The sequence below is a fragment of the Amycolatopsis sp. MEPSY49 genome (genome assembly GCF_051337345.1).
In the GTDB taxonomy this organism is placed as follows: Bacteria; Actinomycetota; Actinomycetes; order Mycobacteriales; family Pseudonocardiaceae; genus Amycolatopsis.
In genome coordinates, this window is the sequence record NZ_JBDLYJ010000002.1 from 975,923 (window position 1) to 989,495 (window position 13,573).

At 72.2% G+C, this 13,573-nt stretch carries 14 protein-coding genes; 6 read left to right on the top strand and 8 right to left on the bottom strand.

The genetic code is table 11. The features are described 5' to 3' along the window. Window positions 1–2: 2 nt before the first annotated feature. The 5 genes from ABFJ78_RS13740 to ABFJ78_RS13760 form a co-directional block, all read right to left on the bottom strand. Window positions 3–725: an SRPBCC family protein gene (locus ABFJ78_RS13740; protein WP_436386398.1), complete on the bottom strand. Its 723-nt coding sequence runs from the start codon at window positions 723–725 to the stop codon at window positions 3–5. Continuing rightward, window positions 715–1,314 carry an ArsR/SmtB family transcription factor gene (locus ABFJ78_RS13745; protein WP_372665030.1) on the bottom strand — a complete coding sequence of 200 codons (600 nt, stop codon included), beginning with the start codon at window positions 1,312–1,314 and terminating at the stop codon, window positions 715–717. Before ABFJ78_RS13745 ends, ABFJ78_RS13740 begins: the two co-directional genes overlap by 11 nt. Before the next feature lie 32 nt (window positions 1,315–1,346). Beyond that, window positions 1,347–2,240, bottom strand: coding sequence for an alpha/beta fold hydrolase (locus tag ABFJ78_RS13750; RefSeq protein WP_436386400.1), 894 nt, complete (start codon window positions 2,238–2,240; stop codon window positions 1,347–1,349). Further along, on the bottom strand, window positions 2,240–3,562 hold the full coding sequence (locus ABFJ78_RS13755) for a M20/M25/M40 family metallo-hydrolase (protein ID WP_436386402.1): 1,323 nt from the start codon (window positions 3,560–3,562) through the stop codon (window positions 2,240–2,242). The genes ABFJ78_RS13750 and ABFJ78_RS13755 overlap by 1 nt, the downstream gene beginning before the upstream one ends. Before the next feature lie 148 nt (window positions 3,563–3,710). Further along, window positions 3,711–4,364 (bottom strand): GntR family transcriptional regulator, encoded by a 654-nt coding sequence (locus ABFJ78_RS13760; RefSeq protein WP_436386404.1) that lies wholly within the window; start codon window positions 4,362–4,364, stop codon window positions 3,711–3,713. Between the two features lie 114 nt (window positions 4,365–4,478). Between ABFJ78_RS13760 and ABFJ78_RS13765 the strand changes: the two genes are divergently transcribed. Genes ABFJ78_RS13765 through ABFJ78_RS13775 form a run of 3 tightly spaced genes read left to right on the top strand, consistent with a single transcriptional unit; the run spans window position 4,479 to window position 7,335 of the window. Continuing rightward, window positions 4,479–5,234 (top strand): HpcH/HpaI aldolase family protein, encoded by a 756-nt coding sequence (locus ABFJ78_RS13765; RefSeq protein ID WP_436386406.1) that lies wholly within the window; start codon window positions 4,479–4,481, stop codon window positions 5,232–5,234. Then, complete coding sequence (locus ABFJ78_RS13770; RefSeq protein ID WP_436386407.1) at window positions 5,231–6,547, top strand: MFS transporter; 1,317 nt, start codon at window positions 5,231–5,233, stop codon at window positions 6,545–6,547. The genes ABFJ78_RS13765 and ABFJ78_RS13770 overlap by 4 nt, the downstream gene beginning before the upstream one ends. Continuing rightward, the gene (locus tag ABFJ78_RS13775) at window positions 6,544–7,335 is read left to right on the top strand and encodes a carbon-nitrogen hydrolase family protein (protein ID WP_436386409.1); all 792 of its coding nucleotides are present in this window, start codon (window positions 6,544–6,546) and stop codon (window positions 7,333–7,335) included. Before ABFJ78_RS13770 ends, ABFJ78_RS13775 begins: the two co-directional genes overlap by 4 nt. 9 nt (window positions 7,336–7,344) lie before the next feature. On the opposite strand, the gene ABFJ78_RS13780 is transcribed toward ABFJ78_RS13775, so the two are convergent. Beyond that, window positions 7,345–8,352, bottom strand: coding sequence for a LacI family DNA-binding transcriptional regulator (locus ABFJ78_RS13780; protein WP_436386411.1), 1,008 nt, complete (start codon window positions 8,350–8,352; stop codon window positions 7,345–7,347). Window positions 8,353–8,532: 180 nt separating this feature from the next. Between ABFJ78_RS13780 and ABFJ78_RS13785 the strand changes: the two genes are divergently transcribed. Genes ABFJ78_RS13785 through ABFJ78_RS13795 form a run of 3 tightly spaced genes read left to right on the top strand, consistent with a single transcriptional unit; the run spans window position 8,533 to window position 11,979 of the window. Beyond that, window positions 8,533–9,513, top strand: coding sequence for a hypothetical protein (locus tag ABFJ78_RS13785; protein ID WP_436386412.1), 981 nt, complete (start codon window positions 8,533–8,535; stop codon window positions 9,511–9,513). 21 nt (window positions 9,514–9,534) lie between these two features. After that, window positions 9,535–10,710, top strand: a complete 1,176-nt coding sequence (locus ABFJ78_RS13790) for a CaiB/BaiF CoA transferase family protein (RefSeq protein ID WP_436386413.1) — start codon at window positions 9,535–9,537, stop codon at window positions 10,708–10,710. Window positions 10,711–10,752: 42 nt separating this feature from the next. After that, window positions 10,753–11,979: an epoxide hydrolase family protein gene (locus ABFJ78_RS13795; RefSeq protein WP_436386415.1), complete on the top strand. Its 1,227-nt coding sequence runs from the start codon at window positions 10,753–10,755 to the stop codon at window positions 11,977–11,979. On the opposite strand, the gene ABFJ78_RS13800 is transcribed toward ABFJ78_RS13795, so the two are convergent. Together ABFJ78_RS13800 and ABFJ78_RS13805 are read right to left on the bottom strand one after the other, a co-directional pair. Continuing rightward, entirely contained in the window at window positions 11,976–12,734 is a 759-nt protein-coding gene (locus ABFJ78_RS13800) for a DinB family protein (protein ID WP_436386417.1), read from the bottom strand. The two genes, ABFJ78_RS13795 and ABFJ78_RS13800, sit on opposite strands and share 4 nt — an antisense overlap. A 53-nt stretch (window positions 12,735–12,787) precedes the next feature. Further along, window positions 12,788–13,543, bottom strand: coding sequence for an HpcH/HpaI aldolase/citrate lyase family protein (locus ABFJ78_RS13805; protein ID WP_436386419.1), 756 nt, complete (start codon window positions 13,541–13,543; stop codon window positions 12,788–12,790). Window positions 13,544–13,573 lie beyond the last annotated feature (30 nt).

Sequence of the window (13,573 nt, forward strand, 5' to 3'; positions counted from 1 at the left end):
GGTCAGCCGAACACGCGGTTCAGCCAGTCGCTCCAGGTCTTCTCCTCGGTCTCCGCGTCCGCGCCCGCGGTGAAGACGTGGTGAGACGCGACCATCGGGCCGTGGAAGCCCTTGATGAACCGGAGCATCGCGTCCGCTGTCCGGATGCCGACCGTCTGGTCGTTGGCCGCGTAGACCACGCCGCCGGGCGAGACCCGGTCACCCTCGGCGGGCCGCGAAGGCAAGCCCAGCGCCGAGCCCAGGCGCGCCCACGCCTCGTCCCAGTCCCCCACCGGCGGCCCGAAGACCGTCACCGGGACCGCCACGCGCCCGGCGAAGTGCGTCACGTACTCGACGAGCGTGCGGAAGAACAGCTCGTTGCCCGTGGTCATCGCCTCGAACTCGTCCTCCCATTCGTCGCCGGGCAGGAAGCCACTCGTGACGCACCGGACGACCGTGCTCCCGCCGGCCCGGCCCTCGATGAGGAACTCGTAGGCGATCGTCCGCCCGTCCGGCGCCGGGTCGCTGCCGTAGACGAGCTTTTCGAGCGGGTCCCACTCCCGGATCCGGTATTCCGGCCGGTACCCGCCGAAAGCGCCGCGGACCACCCCTCCGGTACCGCCCTCGACCTCGTTGCGTCCCATGAACCACGAGTCGATGCCCGGCCCGGTGGCGATGGCGTCCCACACCTGCTCCGGCGTCGCGTCGACCTCGGCGACGTCGGTCCGCTCGAACTCATGCCCCACTGGCGGTCTCCTCCGGGACGCTCGGGTGGACGGCGACGACCACCCGGTGCGGGCGGCCCTTCTCGGCCGTCTCGTCGTGGTACTTGCCGACCAGGGTGGTGACCGCGGTCGCGAGCTCCTCGGCGAACGCGGCGCGGTCGGCCGCGGAGGCGAACCGGACCTCGCCGTCGATCGCGAAGGTGGCCACGCGCTGCTTGGCCTTGGCCGCGCCGGTGATCAGCACGCCGACGTCGCGCACCAGCCGGCCGGCGACGGCGAGCAGCCAGCGGGCCGAGAGCCGGTCCGGCGACTGGGCCGGGTCGGGCTGGACGGCGGCGAGCGCGGCCGGCGAGATGACGTACGACGACGCCGTCGCCCGCATCATCCGTTCGGTGACGTTGCCCTTGCGCCGCTCTTCGACCAGCTCGACCAGACCGTGCGCTTCGAGCGCCCGCAGGTGGTAGTTGACCTTCTGCCGCGGCAGGTCGACGCGCGCGGCGAGCATCGTCGCCGACGCCGGCTCCGCCAGTTCGGCCAGCAGCCGGGCGCGGATCGGGTCCAGCGACACCTCGGCCGCGGCCGGGTCTTCGATCACCGCCACGGAGAACATGCACCCAGCATCGCCGCCGAACAACTATGTTGTCAAGAACTCTCGCCTTGTCGGTACCCGGCGTTGACCAGGGCGACCACCCGCGGCAGCACCTGGGCCGCGGCCTCCAGCGGTACGACGTGCCCGACGCCGGGCAGCACCACCGCCGTCCCGTCGTCGAGGCCGCCGACCCACTGCTCGACGTCGGACGCGCGGACGATCCGGTCCCGCTCCCCCACGATCGCCGTCACCGGCAGGCCGCTGACCTGCGCCAACGCCGCGTCCCGGGCGTAGGCGTCCAGCGCCGGGCGGAACAGCGACACCGTGTGCGGCCAGTTGCCGCGGATCATCTTCACGGTCAGCTCGACCAGCTCCGGGTCCGGGTCGTCGCCGAAGAGCCACCACCGCAGACCCGCGCTGACCGCCCGGCTCGTGTGCTCCCGGACCACGCCGAAGAGCTTGGAGCCGAGCACCGCTTCGAGGTCGCGGGCCAGCTTGCCCAGCGCGTTCGGCCACGCCGCCGAGACCTCGGTGGCGAGCGTCCCCGACGACGTCGCCAGGAGCACCAGGCCCGACACCCGCGCCGCGAACAGCGCAGGATGCCGCTGGGACAGCGACATGATCGCCAGCCCGCCCATGTCGTGCCCCACCAGGACCACCCGTCCCGCGGGTACCTCGCGCTCGAGCAGCTCGGCGAGGTCGTCGCCGAGCTGTGCCATGGTCGCGGTGCCGCGGCGCGCCCGCCCCGATCCGCCGTGGCCGCGCTGGTCGTAGGTCAGCACGGCCACCGGCCCGTCGGCGGCGTCCGGCACCAGCGGCGCGATCCGGCCCCAGCTGCGCTGGTCGAGCGCGTAGCCGTGGACGAACACCACGGTCACCGGCGCGGCCGGGTCGCCCCTGCGCACCACCTGCAGGGACGTGCCGTCGGCGAGCGCGAACGCGGTCATCAGCTGGTGCGCAGGAACCGGTCCAGCACGCGGGTGCCGAACTTCAGCGCCTCGACGGGGACGCGCTCGTCGACGCCGTGGAACAGCGCCGAGAAGTCGAGGTCCGCGGGCAGCTTGAGCGGCGCGAAGCCGAAGTTGCGGATGCCCAGTTCCTGGAACGACTTCGCGTCCGTGCCGCCGGAAAGCATGTACGGCAGCGTCTTCGCGCCCGGGTCCTCGGCGAGCACCGCGGCGGTCATGGCGTCGACGAGGGCGCCGTCGAACGTCGTCTCGACCGGCGGGAGCTCCATCCACTCCTTCTCGATGTCCGGGCCGAGCAGCTCGTCCAGCTCGCGGTCGAAGGCTTCGAGGCGGCCCGGGAGGATCCGGCAGTCGACCGCGGCTTCGGCGACCGACGGGATGACGTTCGACTTGTACCCGGCGGTGAGCATCGTCGGGTTCGCCGTGTCGCGCAGGGTCGCGCCGATCATCCGGGAGATGTTGCCCAGCTTCGCGACCGAGCCTTCCAGGTCGTCCTCGGGGAAGTCCCAGCCGGTGATCTCGGTGACGCCGGCGAGGAACTCCTTCACCGAGTCGGTGAGCACCAGCGGGAAGCGGTGGTTGCCGAGCTTCGCGACGGCCTCGGCGAGCTTGGTGACCGCGTTGTCGCGGTGGATCATCGAGCCGTGGCCCGCCGTGCCGCGCACGCGCAGTTTCATCCAGCGGATGCCCTTTTCGGCCGTTTCGATCAGGTACGCGCGGACGTCGTCCTTGAGCGTGATCGAGAAGCCGCCGACCTCGCTGATCGCCTCGGTGACGCCCTCGAACAGCTCGGGACGGTGCTCGACGAGCCACTGGGCGCCGTACTTGCCGCCCGCTTCTTCGTCGGCGAGGAAGGCGAAGACAAGGTCACGCGGGGGCACTACGTTGTTCATCTTGTAGTGCCGGGCCAGCGCGAGCGCCATCCCGCACATGTCCTTCATGTCGACCGCGCCGCGGCCCCAGACGTAGTCGTCCTGGACGGCGCCGGAAAACGGGTGGACCGACCACTCCGAGGCGTCCGCGGGGACGGCGTCGAGGTGGCCGTGGATGAGCAGCCCGCCCCGGGACCGGTCGGCGCCTTCCAGCCGGACGATCACGTTGTGCCGGTTCTTCCCGCCCGACTCGACGTAGGTGATCTCGTAGCCGGCGTCGGTCAGCTTCTCCGCCACGTACTCGGCCGCCGCCCGCTCGCCGACCAGCGTGTCGGGGTCGCCGGTGTTGGTCGTGTCGATGCGGATGAGCTCGCTGGTCAGCGTGACGGCCTCGGCCGCGGCGGCTTCGATCAGGTTCGGTTCGGTCACCGGCCATTCCTATCATTCGCGGGGCCGGTACCGCCGCACGTGGGACGCGGCCGCGCAGGTCCGGGCTGCGCGCTGCCGTGTAGTGAATGACTCATTCATGTCGCCAGGCGACATGAATGAGTCATTCACTACATCCGGCGGGCCGGGGTCAGCCGCGGTCCAGGGCCGAGACCACTTCGGACACCGGGCGCAGGTGCTGGTTCAGGATCCGCAAAGCCTCCTCGGTGTCGTGCGCGTCCAACGCGGCCACCAAGGCGCGATGCTCGGCGTCGATCACCGGCAGCCGCTCCGGCCGGGCCTCCAGGGCCCGCACGGCGACCCGCTGCTGACGCGAGCGCAACGTGTCGTACAGCTCGGTCAGCACGGAGTTGCCCGCCGCGTTCACGATCGCGCGGTGGAACGAGCGGTCCAGGCCGGACACCGCGAACCAGTCGCGGGCCTTCCCGGCGCGGTCCATCTCCTCGATCAACCCGGCCATCTCCGCCGGCGCCCCCGCCCGGGCCGCGCAGACCTCGCCGATCGCGTGCCCCTCGATCAGCCGGCGGCTCTGGTAGACCTCCTCCAGCTCGCGGGCGGTCACCGTGCGGACCTGCGCGCCCTTGCGGGGCAGCAGGCTGATGAAGCGCTCGGCCTCCAGGCGGTGGAACGCCTCGCGGACCGGCGTCCGGGACACCCCGACCACGCCCGACACCCACTGCTCGTCCAGGAACCGGCCGCCTTCGAGCTCGCCCGCGATGATCCCGTCGCGCAGCCAGGCGTACACGCGGTCCCGCGCCGGCCCGGCCGGTGCGCTGGTCGTCATGCCTCTCCCCTCGTCGGCCGTCAGCTTAGCGTCTGGACCCGCAGATATCCATCGTGTATACACGGTGCACACAATGACCGGAGCTACCGTCGTCAGTGCGCAGGAGGTTCCCCGATGTCCCCAGTCCCCGCCGACCGGCGCTACGCCGTCTGGCTCTCCGACCCGTCGTTCGCGGCCGCCGAGATCGCCCGCGGGATCGGCTACGGCGCCGCCGTCCTCGACATCGAGCACGGCGCTTTCGACCTGGCCGACCTCGAGCGGTTCGTCCCGTTCCTGCGCGCCCTCGGACTGGAGGTGCTCGCCAAGGTCCTCGGCCCGGAGCGCGGCCCGATCCAGCAGGCCCTCGACTTCGGCGCCGACGCCGTCGTCATCCCGCACGTCGAGAACGCGGCGCACGCCAAGGCCGTGACGGCGTTCGCGAAGTTCCCGCCGCTCGGCGACCGCAGCTTCGCGGGCGGACGTACGACCGGCTACGGCGGCTTCACCGACGAGTGGGTGGCCGATCAGGACCGCGGCACCCGCTGCCTGCCGATGATCGAGGACGCCGGCGCGCTCGAGGACGTCGCCGAAATCCTCGCACTGGACACAGTGGACGGTGTCTTCGTCGGTCCGTCCGACCTGTCGCTGCGGCGTGAGCGGGGCGCGTACAGCCGCGAGGAAGGCGACTTCGCCGACCTGAAGCGCGTCGCCGACGCCGCCCGCGCGGCCGGGAAGCCGTGGGTGCTGCCCGCGTGGAGCCGCGAAGAGAAGGAGTTCGCCCTCGCCCACGGCGCCGGGCAGCTCGCCCTGACGATGCAGCACGGCGCCCTCGCCGCCGGGCTCACCGCCGCGTTCGAGGAGACCACGTCGCTCGCGAAGCAGGCGCGATGACGACCGCGGTCCGCAGGGCGACGCGGAAGAAGGCCCGCTGGACGATCGCCGGCGTGCTCGGCGTCGGCTCGTTCGTCAACTACGTCGACCGCGTCAACCTGTCCATCGCCGGGCCCGAGATGATGCGCGAGTTCCACCTCAGCGCGGCCCAGCTCGGCGTCGTCGCCTCCGCGTTCCTCTGGACGTACGCGGTGCTGCAGCTGCCGATCGGCGCGATCCTCGACCGGATCGGCGTCCGCTGGGTCAACCGCGCGGCCGCCGCCCTGTGGGCGATCGCGTCGTTCCTGACGGCGTCGGCGGGCGGGCTCGGCCTGCTCCTCGTGTCGCGGCTGGTGCTCGGCTTCGGCGAAGCGCCCACGATCCCGGCGGGCTGGAAGGCGATCGGCCAGTGGTTCCCGCGGTCCGAGCGCGGCCGCGCCACGGCGGTCTTCGACGGCTGCGCCAAGATCTCCAACGTCCTCGGCATCCCGGTGATGGCGTTCCTGGTGACGGTGTTCAGCTGGCACGCGGCGTTCGTCTTCACCGGCGTCCTCAGCCTCGGCTACCTCCTCGTGTGGTGGCTGCTCTACCTGACGCCGAAGCAGGCCCTCGAACGCGGGCGCCTGTCACCCGAGGAGTTCGCTTACCTGCGCGAGGGCGGCGCGGACGACGAAGACGCGCCGGCGCCGAGTTCGCTCACCGGCCTGGGCCACCTCCTGCGCCGCCGCAAGACGTGGGGCCTCGCGCTCGGGTACGCGTCCTACACCTACGCCTACTACGTGCTGCTGACCTGGCTGCCGGGCTACCTGGAGAAGCAGTTCGGCGTGAAGCTGCTGGCCGGCGGCTTCTACACGATGATCCCGTGGCTGGTCGCGGTGCTCGCGCAGTTCCTCGTCGGCGGGATCGTGCTGGACCGGCTGATCGCCCGCAGCGGCGACGAGACCAAGGCCCGGCGGATCGTGCTCGTCGTGAGCATGCTGGTGTCGCTGTCCGTCGCCGGCGCCGCCTACGCCGGGTCCGTCGCGGTGGCGCTGGTGTTCCTGTCGATCGGTGCCGCCGGGCTCGCCGTGTCGGTGCCCGCCGGGTCCAGCATCGTCGCGGTCATCGCGCCGGAAGGCTGCTCCGGCACCCTCGGCGGGCTGGTCAACTTCGTCGCCAACATGATCGGCATCGCCGCGCCGATCGTGACCGGCGCCGTCGTCGACGTCACCGGCTCGTTCGCCGGCGCGTTCCTCGTCACCGGCGTGGTGCTGCTCGCCGGGATCTTCTGCTACACGGTCGTGCTCGGCAAGCTCGACCGCATGCCCGCCGCTCCCCGGAAGGAAACCGCATGACGCACGTGGCACTGGCGCAGTTCGCCCCCGGCGACGACAAGACCGCCAACCTGGCGCTGATCACGAAGCTGGTGGGCGACGCGGCCGACCGCGGCGCGCGGGTGGTCGTGCTGCCCGAGTACGCGATGTTCACGGTCCCGGCGATGGACCACCGGTTCGTAGACTCCGCCGAAGCACTCGACGGCGAGTTCGTGACGGGCCTGCTCTCCCTCGCCGCCGAGCGGGGCGTCACGGTCGTCGGCGGCATGAACGAGCGCCTCGACGGGTCGCGGATCTCCAACACCCTGGTCGCGGCCGGCCCGGACGGGGTGACCGCGCGGTACCGCAAGATCCACCTGTACGACGCGTTCGGCTTCCGCGAGTCCGACGTCGTCCGCGCCGGGGACATCACCGAGCCCGAGACGTTCGAGGTCGAAGGCGTCCGCTTCGGCCTCCAGACGTGCTACGACCTGCGCTTCCCGGAGGTGACGCGGCGGCTGGCGGACGCGGGCGCCGACGTCGTGCTGCTGCCGGCGGAGTGGGTGCCCGGGCCGCTGAAGGAGTACCACTGGAGCACGCTGATCCGCGCCCGCGCGATCGAGAACACGCTGTACGTCGCGGCGGCGGGCCAGGCCGCGCCGACCGGGTCGGGCACGAGCATGCTCGTCGACCCGATGGGTGTGGTCGTCACGTCGCTGGGTGAGCAGACGGGGGTGGCCGTCGGCGAGGTGTCCGCCGGGCGGATCGCGGAGGTGCGGAAGAAGAACCCGGCGCTGGAGCTGCGCCGGTTTTCGGTGGTGCCCCGCTAGCACGGGCGGTCAGGCGACGGGCGCGATCGTCTCGCCCGCCACCGGTGGGCACGTCAGCAGGCGGTGTGGCGACGGCTCCCCCGTCCCCGGCTCGACCAGCGACGCCAGCAGCCGCACCGCCGCCCGGCCCAGCGCCCGCCTCGGCACCTCGAACCCGCTGACCACCGGACCCGCCGTTCCGCCCGGGGGCCGTCCCAGCACCGCCAGCGAGACGTCCCCCGGCACCGAAACCCCCGCCGCGCGCAGGGCCCGGCGGGTCCCGTCGAACACCGCGAACGTGTCGGTCTCCTCGACCACCAGCGCCGTCACGCCGTCGGCCAGCCAGCCCGCGATCGTCGCCGGCGTCAGATCCGTGCCGTCGGTGCGGGTCACCGCGAGGGACAGCCCGGCGTCGGCCGCCGCGCCGCGCACCCCGCGTTCGCGGTCCCCCGACGACGGCGCCTCGTCCGGCTCGCGCAGGTACCGCACGCGCCGGTGGCCCGCCCGCGCCAACCGTGTGATCACCTCCGCCGACGCCGACACGTAGTCCGCGCCCACGTGCGGGATGCGGCCGTCCAGCTCCGTGCGCCGTCCGATGTAGACGATCGGGAACCCGGCGTCCAGGAGGCCGGCGATCGCGTCGACCGGAACGTGCCGGCCGAGGAACAGGCAGCCGTCGGCTAGCCGGGTGCGGCGGATCCGGTCGGGCGCCGCGCTCGACGCGGTGAACATGATCAGGTCCTTGCCGAGCGCGGCCGCCTCCGCTTCGACACCGGCGAGGATCGGGTAGTACGCGTCGGCGATGTCCGGGAACGCCGGCGTGAACGTGTACACGCCGAGCAGGTTGTTGTGCGCGGCCGTCAGCCGCGAAGACACCGGGTCGGGCACGTACCCCAGCCGTTCGGCCGCCTCCAGCACGCGCAGCCGCGTCCCCTCCGAGAGCCGGACCCCGGTGCGGTTGCCGCCCAGCACCACCGACACCGTCGCCTGCGAAACCCCCGCCACGCGCGCGATGTCGGCCTGCCGGACCCTGCCCATCGCCACCTCGCTCGGAGTCAGCCGATCCGATCCAGCCTGCGACCGCGCCCACCCGCCGTCAACGGGTTTGCCCGAAACTCCAGCAAACCTGTCCCGACCGTACTAATACGTATTACTCCCTTGCTCCTGTCGGCCGGGCCGTGACACCGTCGCCGCACCCGAGACCTCGAAGGAGCGGTCATGCCCCTCACCCGACGCGGCCTGCTGGCCGGCGCCGCCGCGCTCGGCGCGGGCGCGTTCCTCCCCGCCACCGCCCTCGCCGCCCCCGCCGGCTTCCCGGACTACCGCTACCAGCGGCTCGCCCTCGTCAAGAGCAAGCTGCGGTACAACCCGACCGGCGAGCTGATCTTCCCCTGCGTCCGCGGCACGAAAGGCCGCATCCCCAACGCCCTCGCCGCGTACTACCTCTACTACGCGCCCCACGACGCCCCGGGCGGGATCTGCCTTGCGTACGCCAACTCCCTCGACGAGGAGTTCACCGAGTACCCGGGCAACCCGATCATCAAGAACTCCTGGCCCGGCGAGTACTCCGTCAGCCACGTCTCCTCGCCGCACGCGCTGTGGAACGACGACGTCAACCGGATCTACCTCTACTTCCACGGCGAGAACACCGTCACCCGCCTGGCGAGTTCCGCCGACGGCATCCACTTCACCTACGAGAAGGAAGTCCTGTCGACGCGGCTGCAGCCCGCCGGCACCACCGAGACGTCCTACGCGCGGGTGTTCCGCCAGGACCTGCCGTCGAAGAACGCCCGGTACGTCATGGTGTTCATGCTCAACAACACGACCAACCACCGCGACATCGGCTGGGGCTGGTCGCCCGACGCGCTGAACTGGACGTTCTCGCAGACGCCGCTCGTGCGCCACACCGACGTCGGCGCGAACGACATCGGCGGCCCGCACCTGCTGTACCGCAACAACAGCACCTACGTCGTCTACAACACCGACATCGCGCACGGCGGGACGCTGATGATCACCGAGGTCGGCAACGACTTCACGAAGCGCAACCACCTCGGGACGTTCCACACCCCGCTCGCCGGCGCGCCGGACAACGGCCGGTCCGCGGCTCCGAGCTTCGGCACCTACCAAGGCCGCGAGTACATGATCTACGAGGCGGGCGAGCGGCTCGCCGGGAACATCGCCATCGCCCGGGCGGTCTGACCCGGGTGGCAGGATGCGGCCATGCGCTCCCTGCCCCTCGACGGCGTCACCGTCGTGTCCTGTGAACAGGCCGTCGCCGCGCCCCTGGCCACCCGGCACCTCGCCGACCTCGGGGCCCGGGTGGTCAAGATCGAGCGGCCGGGCACCGGCGACTTCGCCCGCACCTACGACGAAACCGTGCACGGCCAGTCCAGCCACTTCGTCTGGCTGAACCGGTCCAAGGAGAGCGTCACGCTCGACCTCAAGAGCGACGCCGCGGCGCCGGTCATGGCAGCCCTGCTCGACCGCGCCGACGTGTTCGTGCAGAACTTCGCCCCCGGTGTCGCGGACCGGCTCGGGCTCGGGGCGGCGGACATCCGCGCGTCGCGGCCCCGGCTGATCACGTGCTCGGTGTCGGGCTACGGCTCGAGCGGGCCGTACCGCGACGCGAAGGCGTACGACCTGCTCATCCAGTCCGAAGCCGGCCTGGTTTCGGTGACGGGGTCGGCGACCGAGCCGGCCAAGAGCGGCATCCCGGCCGCGGACATCGGCGCGGGGATGTACGCGTTCTCCGGCATCCTGTCGGCGCTGTACGACCGGGAACGCACCGGGCAGGGCACCGAACTGGAGGTCAGCCTGTTCGATTCGCTGGTCGAGTGGATGGGGTTCCCGCTCTACTACGCCGGCTACGGCGGCACGCCCCCGCCACGGACCGGGACGAGCCACCCGGCGATCGCGCCCTACGGCACCTTCGCCGCGGGCGACGGGACCGAGGTCGTGCTGGCGGTGCAGAACGAACGCGAGTGGGCGGCGTTCTGCGAGCACGCCGTCGAACGGCCGGAGTGGGTCACCGATGAGCGGTACGCCACCGGCAGCGCCCGCGTCGCCCACCGGCCGGAGCTGGAAGGGGAGATCGACGCGATCTTCGCGCGGCTGACCGGCGCCGAACTGGAGTCGCGGCTGCGCCGGGGAAGGATCGCGCACGCGCGCCGCCGGGAGCTGCCCGACGTCCTGGCGCACCCGCAGCTCACCGCGCGCGACCGGTTCGCGGAGGTTCCGACGCCGGGCGGGCCGATCCGGGCCACGCTGCCGCCGATCACCGTCGCCGGCCGGGCGCCGCGGATGGACCCGGTGCCGGCGCTGGGCGAGCACACCGACGCGGTGCTCGCGGAGTTCGGGTTCGACGCGGCCGACCTGCGCCGCCAGGGCGTCCTGTAAAGCAGGTGATCTTGCCCGCGGCCGTCTGCGAGAATGGCCGTCATGACCGTGTTTCCTTTGGCGCCCAAGCCGATCCACGTGCCCGACGCGGTCCTCGACGACCTGCGCGCCCGGCTGGCGCTGACCCGGCCGCCGCTGGACGAGGGCAACGAGGACTGGTCGTACGGCGTCCCGGCCGGCTACCTCGGCGAGCTGGTCGCCTACTGGCGAGAGGGCTTCGACTGGCGCACGGCCGAAGCCGCCATCAACGCCTACGAGCACTACGAAGTGACCGTCGCCGGGGTCCCGGTGCACTTCATGCGCAAGCCGGGCCGCGGCCCGCGGCCGATCCCGCTGATCCTCACCCACGGCTGGCCGTGGACCTTCTGGCACTGGTCGAAGGTGATCGACGCGCTCGCCGACCCGGCCGCGTCCGACGGCGACCCCGCCGACGCGTTCGACGTCATCGTGCCGTCGCTGCCCGGGTTCGGGTTCCCCGGCCCGCTCACCGGCTTCCCGGACGTCAACTTCTGGAAGGTGTCCGATCTCTGGCACACGCTGATGACCGAGACCCTGGGTTACGAGAAGTACGCCGCCGGGGGCTGCGACATCGGCGGGATCGTCACCAGCCAGCTCGGCCACAAGTACGCCGGCGAGCTGTACGGCATCCACATCGGCTCGGGGCTGCCGCTCGACTTCTTCACCGGCCCGCGGGCCTGGAGCTTCACGCGCAACCGGCCCCTCACCGACGACCAGCCCGCCGATGTCCGTGCCCGGATCATCGAGCTGGACCACCGCTCGGCGGCCCACCTGACCGTGCACATGCTCGACGGCGCCACGCTCGCGCACGGGCTGAGCGACTCCCCCGCGGGATTGCTCGCCTGGCTGCTGGAGCGCTGGACCGCGTGGAGCGACAACGGCGGCGACGTCGAATCCGTCTTCACCAAGGACGACCTGCTCACCCACGCGACGATCTACTGGGCGACCAACTCGATCGCCACGTCGATGCGCTACTACGCCAACGCCAACCGCTACCCCTGGACGCCGTCGCACGACCGCAGCCCGGTCGTCGAGGCGCCGACCGGGCTCACCTTCGTCACCTACGAGAACCCGCCCGGCATCCACTCCGCCGCCGAGCGCGTCCGGGCGTTCGAGAACGGCCCGCAGGCCGCGTGGTTCAACCACGTCAACGTCGCCGCCCACGACCGCGGCGGGCACTTCATCCCGTGGGAGAACCCGGACGCCTGGGTGGACGACCTGCGCCGCACCTTCCGGAGCCGCCGGCCCTAGCGTGCCCCCGCCTCGAGCACCGCGAGGTCACGCACCGCGTACCGGTGGTGTTCGGCTTCCTCCTTCAGCACCACCTTGAGGCAGCGGCGCACGACGTACTCCTGCTCGGGGTACGGGTCGGCCGGCTTGCGACCGCACACCCGGTCGAGCTCGGCCTCGGTGAGCCCGTCGACGACTCGCCGCATCACGGCCATGCGGGCGAGCCGCGGTGCGAGCACCTCCTCGAGCGTCGGGGTGGCTTCGAGGGTGAGGCCGAGCTTGGCCGCCTCCTCGGGCGGCGTCCCTCCGGCGGGAAAGCCCAGCGGGTGGTAGGGCGCTTCCTCTTCGAGCACGGCGTTGCCGACCCAGGCATCGCAGGCGAACAGCAGGTGCCGGTGCGTCTCGACGAACGACCACTCGCCGTCGACCCGCTCGTGCAGCTTGGCCTCGGGCAACTGCCGCACCCGGTCGAGCGTCGCGGTCCACAGCCTCTCGACGGCGTCCCAGGCGGCCCGGTAGTCCTCGGGAGAAACGGCGTTCCGCGCCAGCACCCGCGCGGGGTGGCGGCGATCCAGCTCGCCCTCGACGTACGCGGTCACGTCGACGTCGTTCACCACGACGCTCTTGAAGTCGCCGCCGAGCGAGACGTCGCCGCCGTAGCAGTCGACGATCTTCAGGCCGGTCACTTCGCAGTCGCGGATCTCGAGGCCCGCGAGGTCGCACAGGTGGATCCGGGCGCCGCGGAACCGGTCGCTCTGGACGTATTCGGAAGCCATCACAGCAGTCTCGCACCACGGCCGGCGACTCCGCAGCGCTTTCCGGACATGCCTCAGTCCCCCAGGATCCGCCGGGCCCGGGCGAGCACCGGCTTGTCCACCATGGCGCCGTCCACAGTGGACGCCGACTCGCCCGCCGTGACGACCCGGCGGGCCCACTCGCGTTCGGCCTCGGTCGGTGCGAACCCGGCGCGGACCGGCTCGATCTGGCGCGGGTGGATGCACAGCTTGCCGCCGAAGCCCAGCCGGCGGGCGTAGCGGACGTCCGCCGCGAGCCGGTCGTCGTCGCGCAGGTCGGTGGTCACGCCGTCGACCGGTGGGGCGAGGCCGGCCGCCGCCGAGGCGATCACCAGCCGCGAGCGCGCGTAGGCGAACGGTTCCGGGTCCTCGGGCGCGACGCCGAGTTCCGCGGCCAGGTCGACGCTGCCGAACGCCAGCCGCGTCACCGACGGGACGGCGGCCAGCTCACCGGCGCGTTCGACGCCGCGCGCGGTCTCGACCAGCGCCACGACCTCGCGGAACCCGGCGAGCACGCCGGGTGTTTCGGCCTTCGGCACGACGACCGGGACTCCGCGCGCCGCGACCAGGGCGGCGTCGGCCTCGAACCAGGGCGTGCCGGGGGCGTTGATCCGCACCGCGGCCAGGTTGTGCTCGAGCCAGGCCGCGACCGAAGCGCGGGCGGCGTCCTTGTCCGCCGGCGCGACGGCGTCTTCGAGGTCGAGGAGCACGACGTCGGCGCCGCTCGCCACCGCCTTGCCGAAGCGGTCGGGCCGGTCGCCGGGCACGAACAGGTAAGTGGTCGCGGGCACGGACCTCAGCCTAGTAAGGGATCGCGCCGC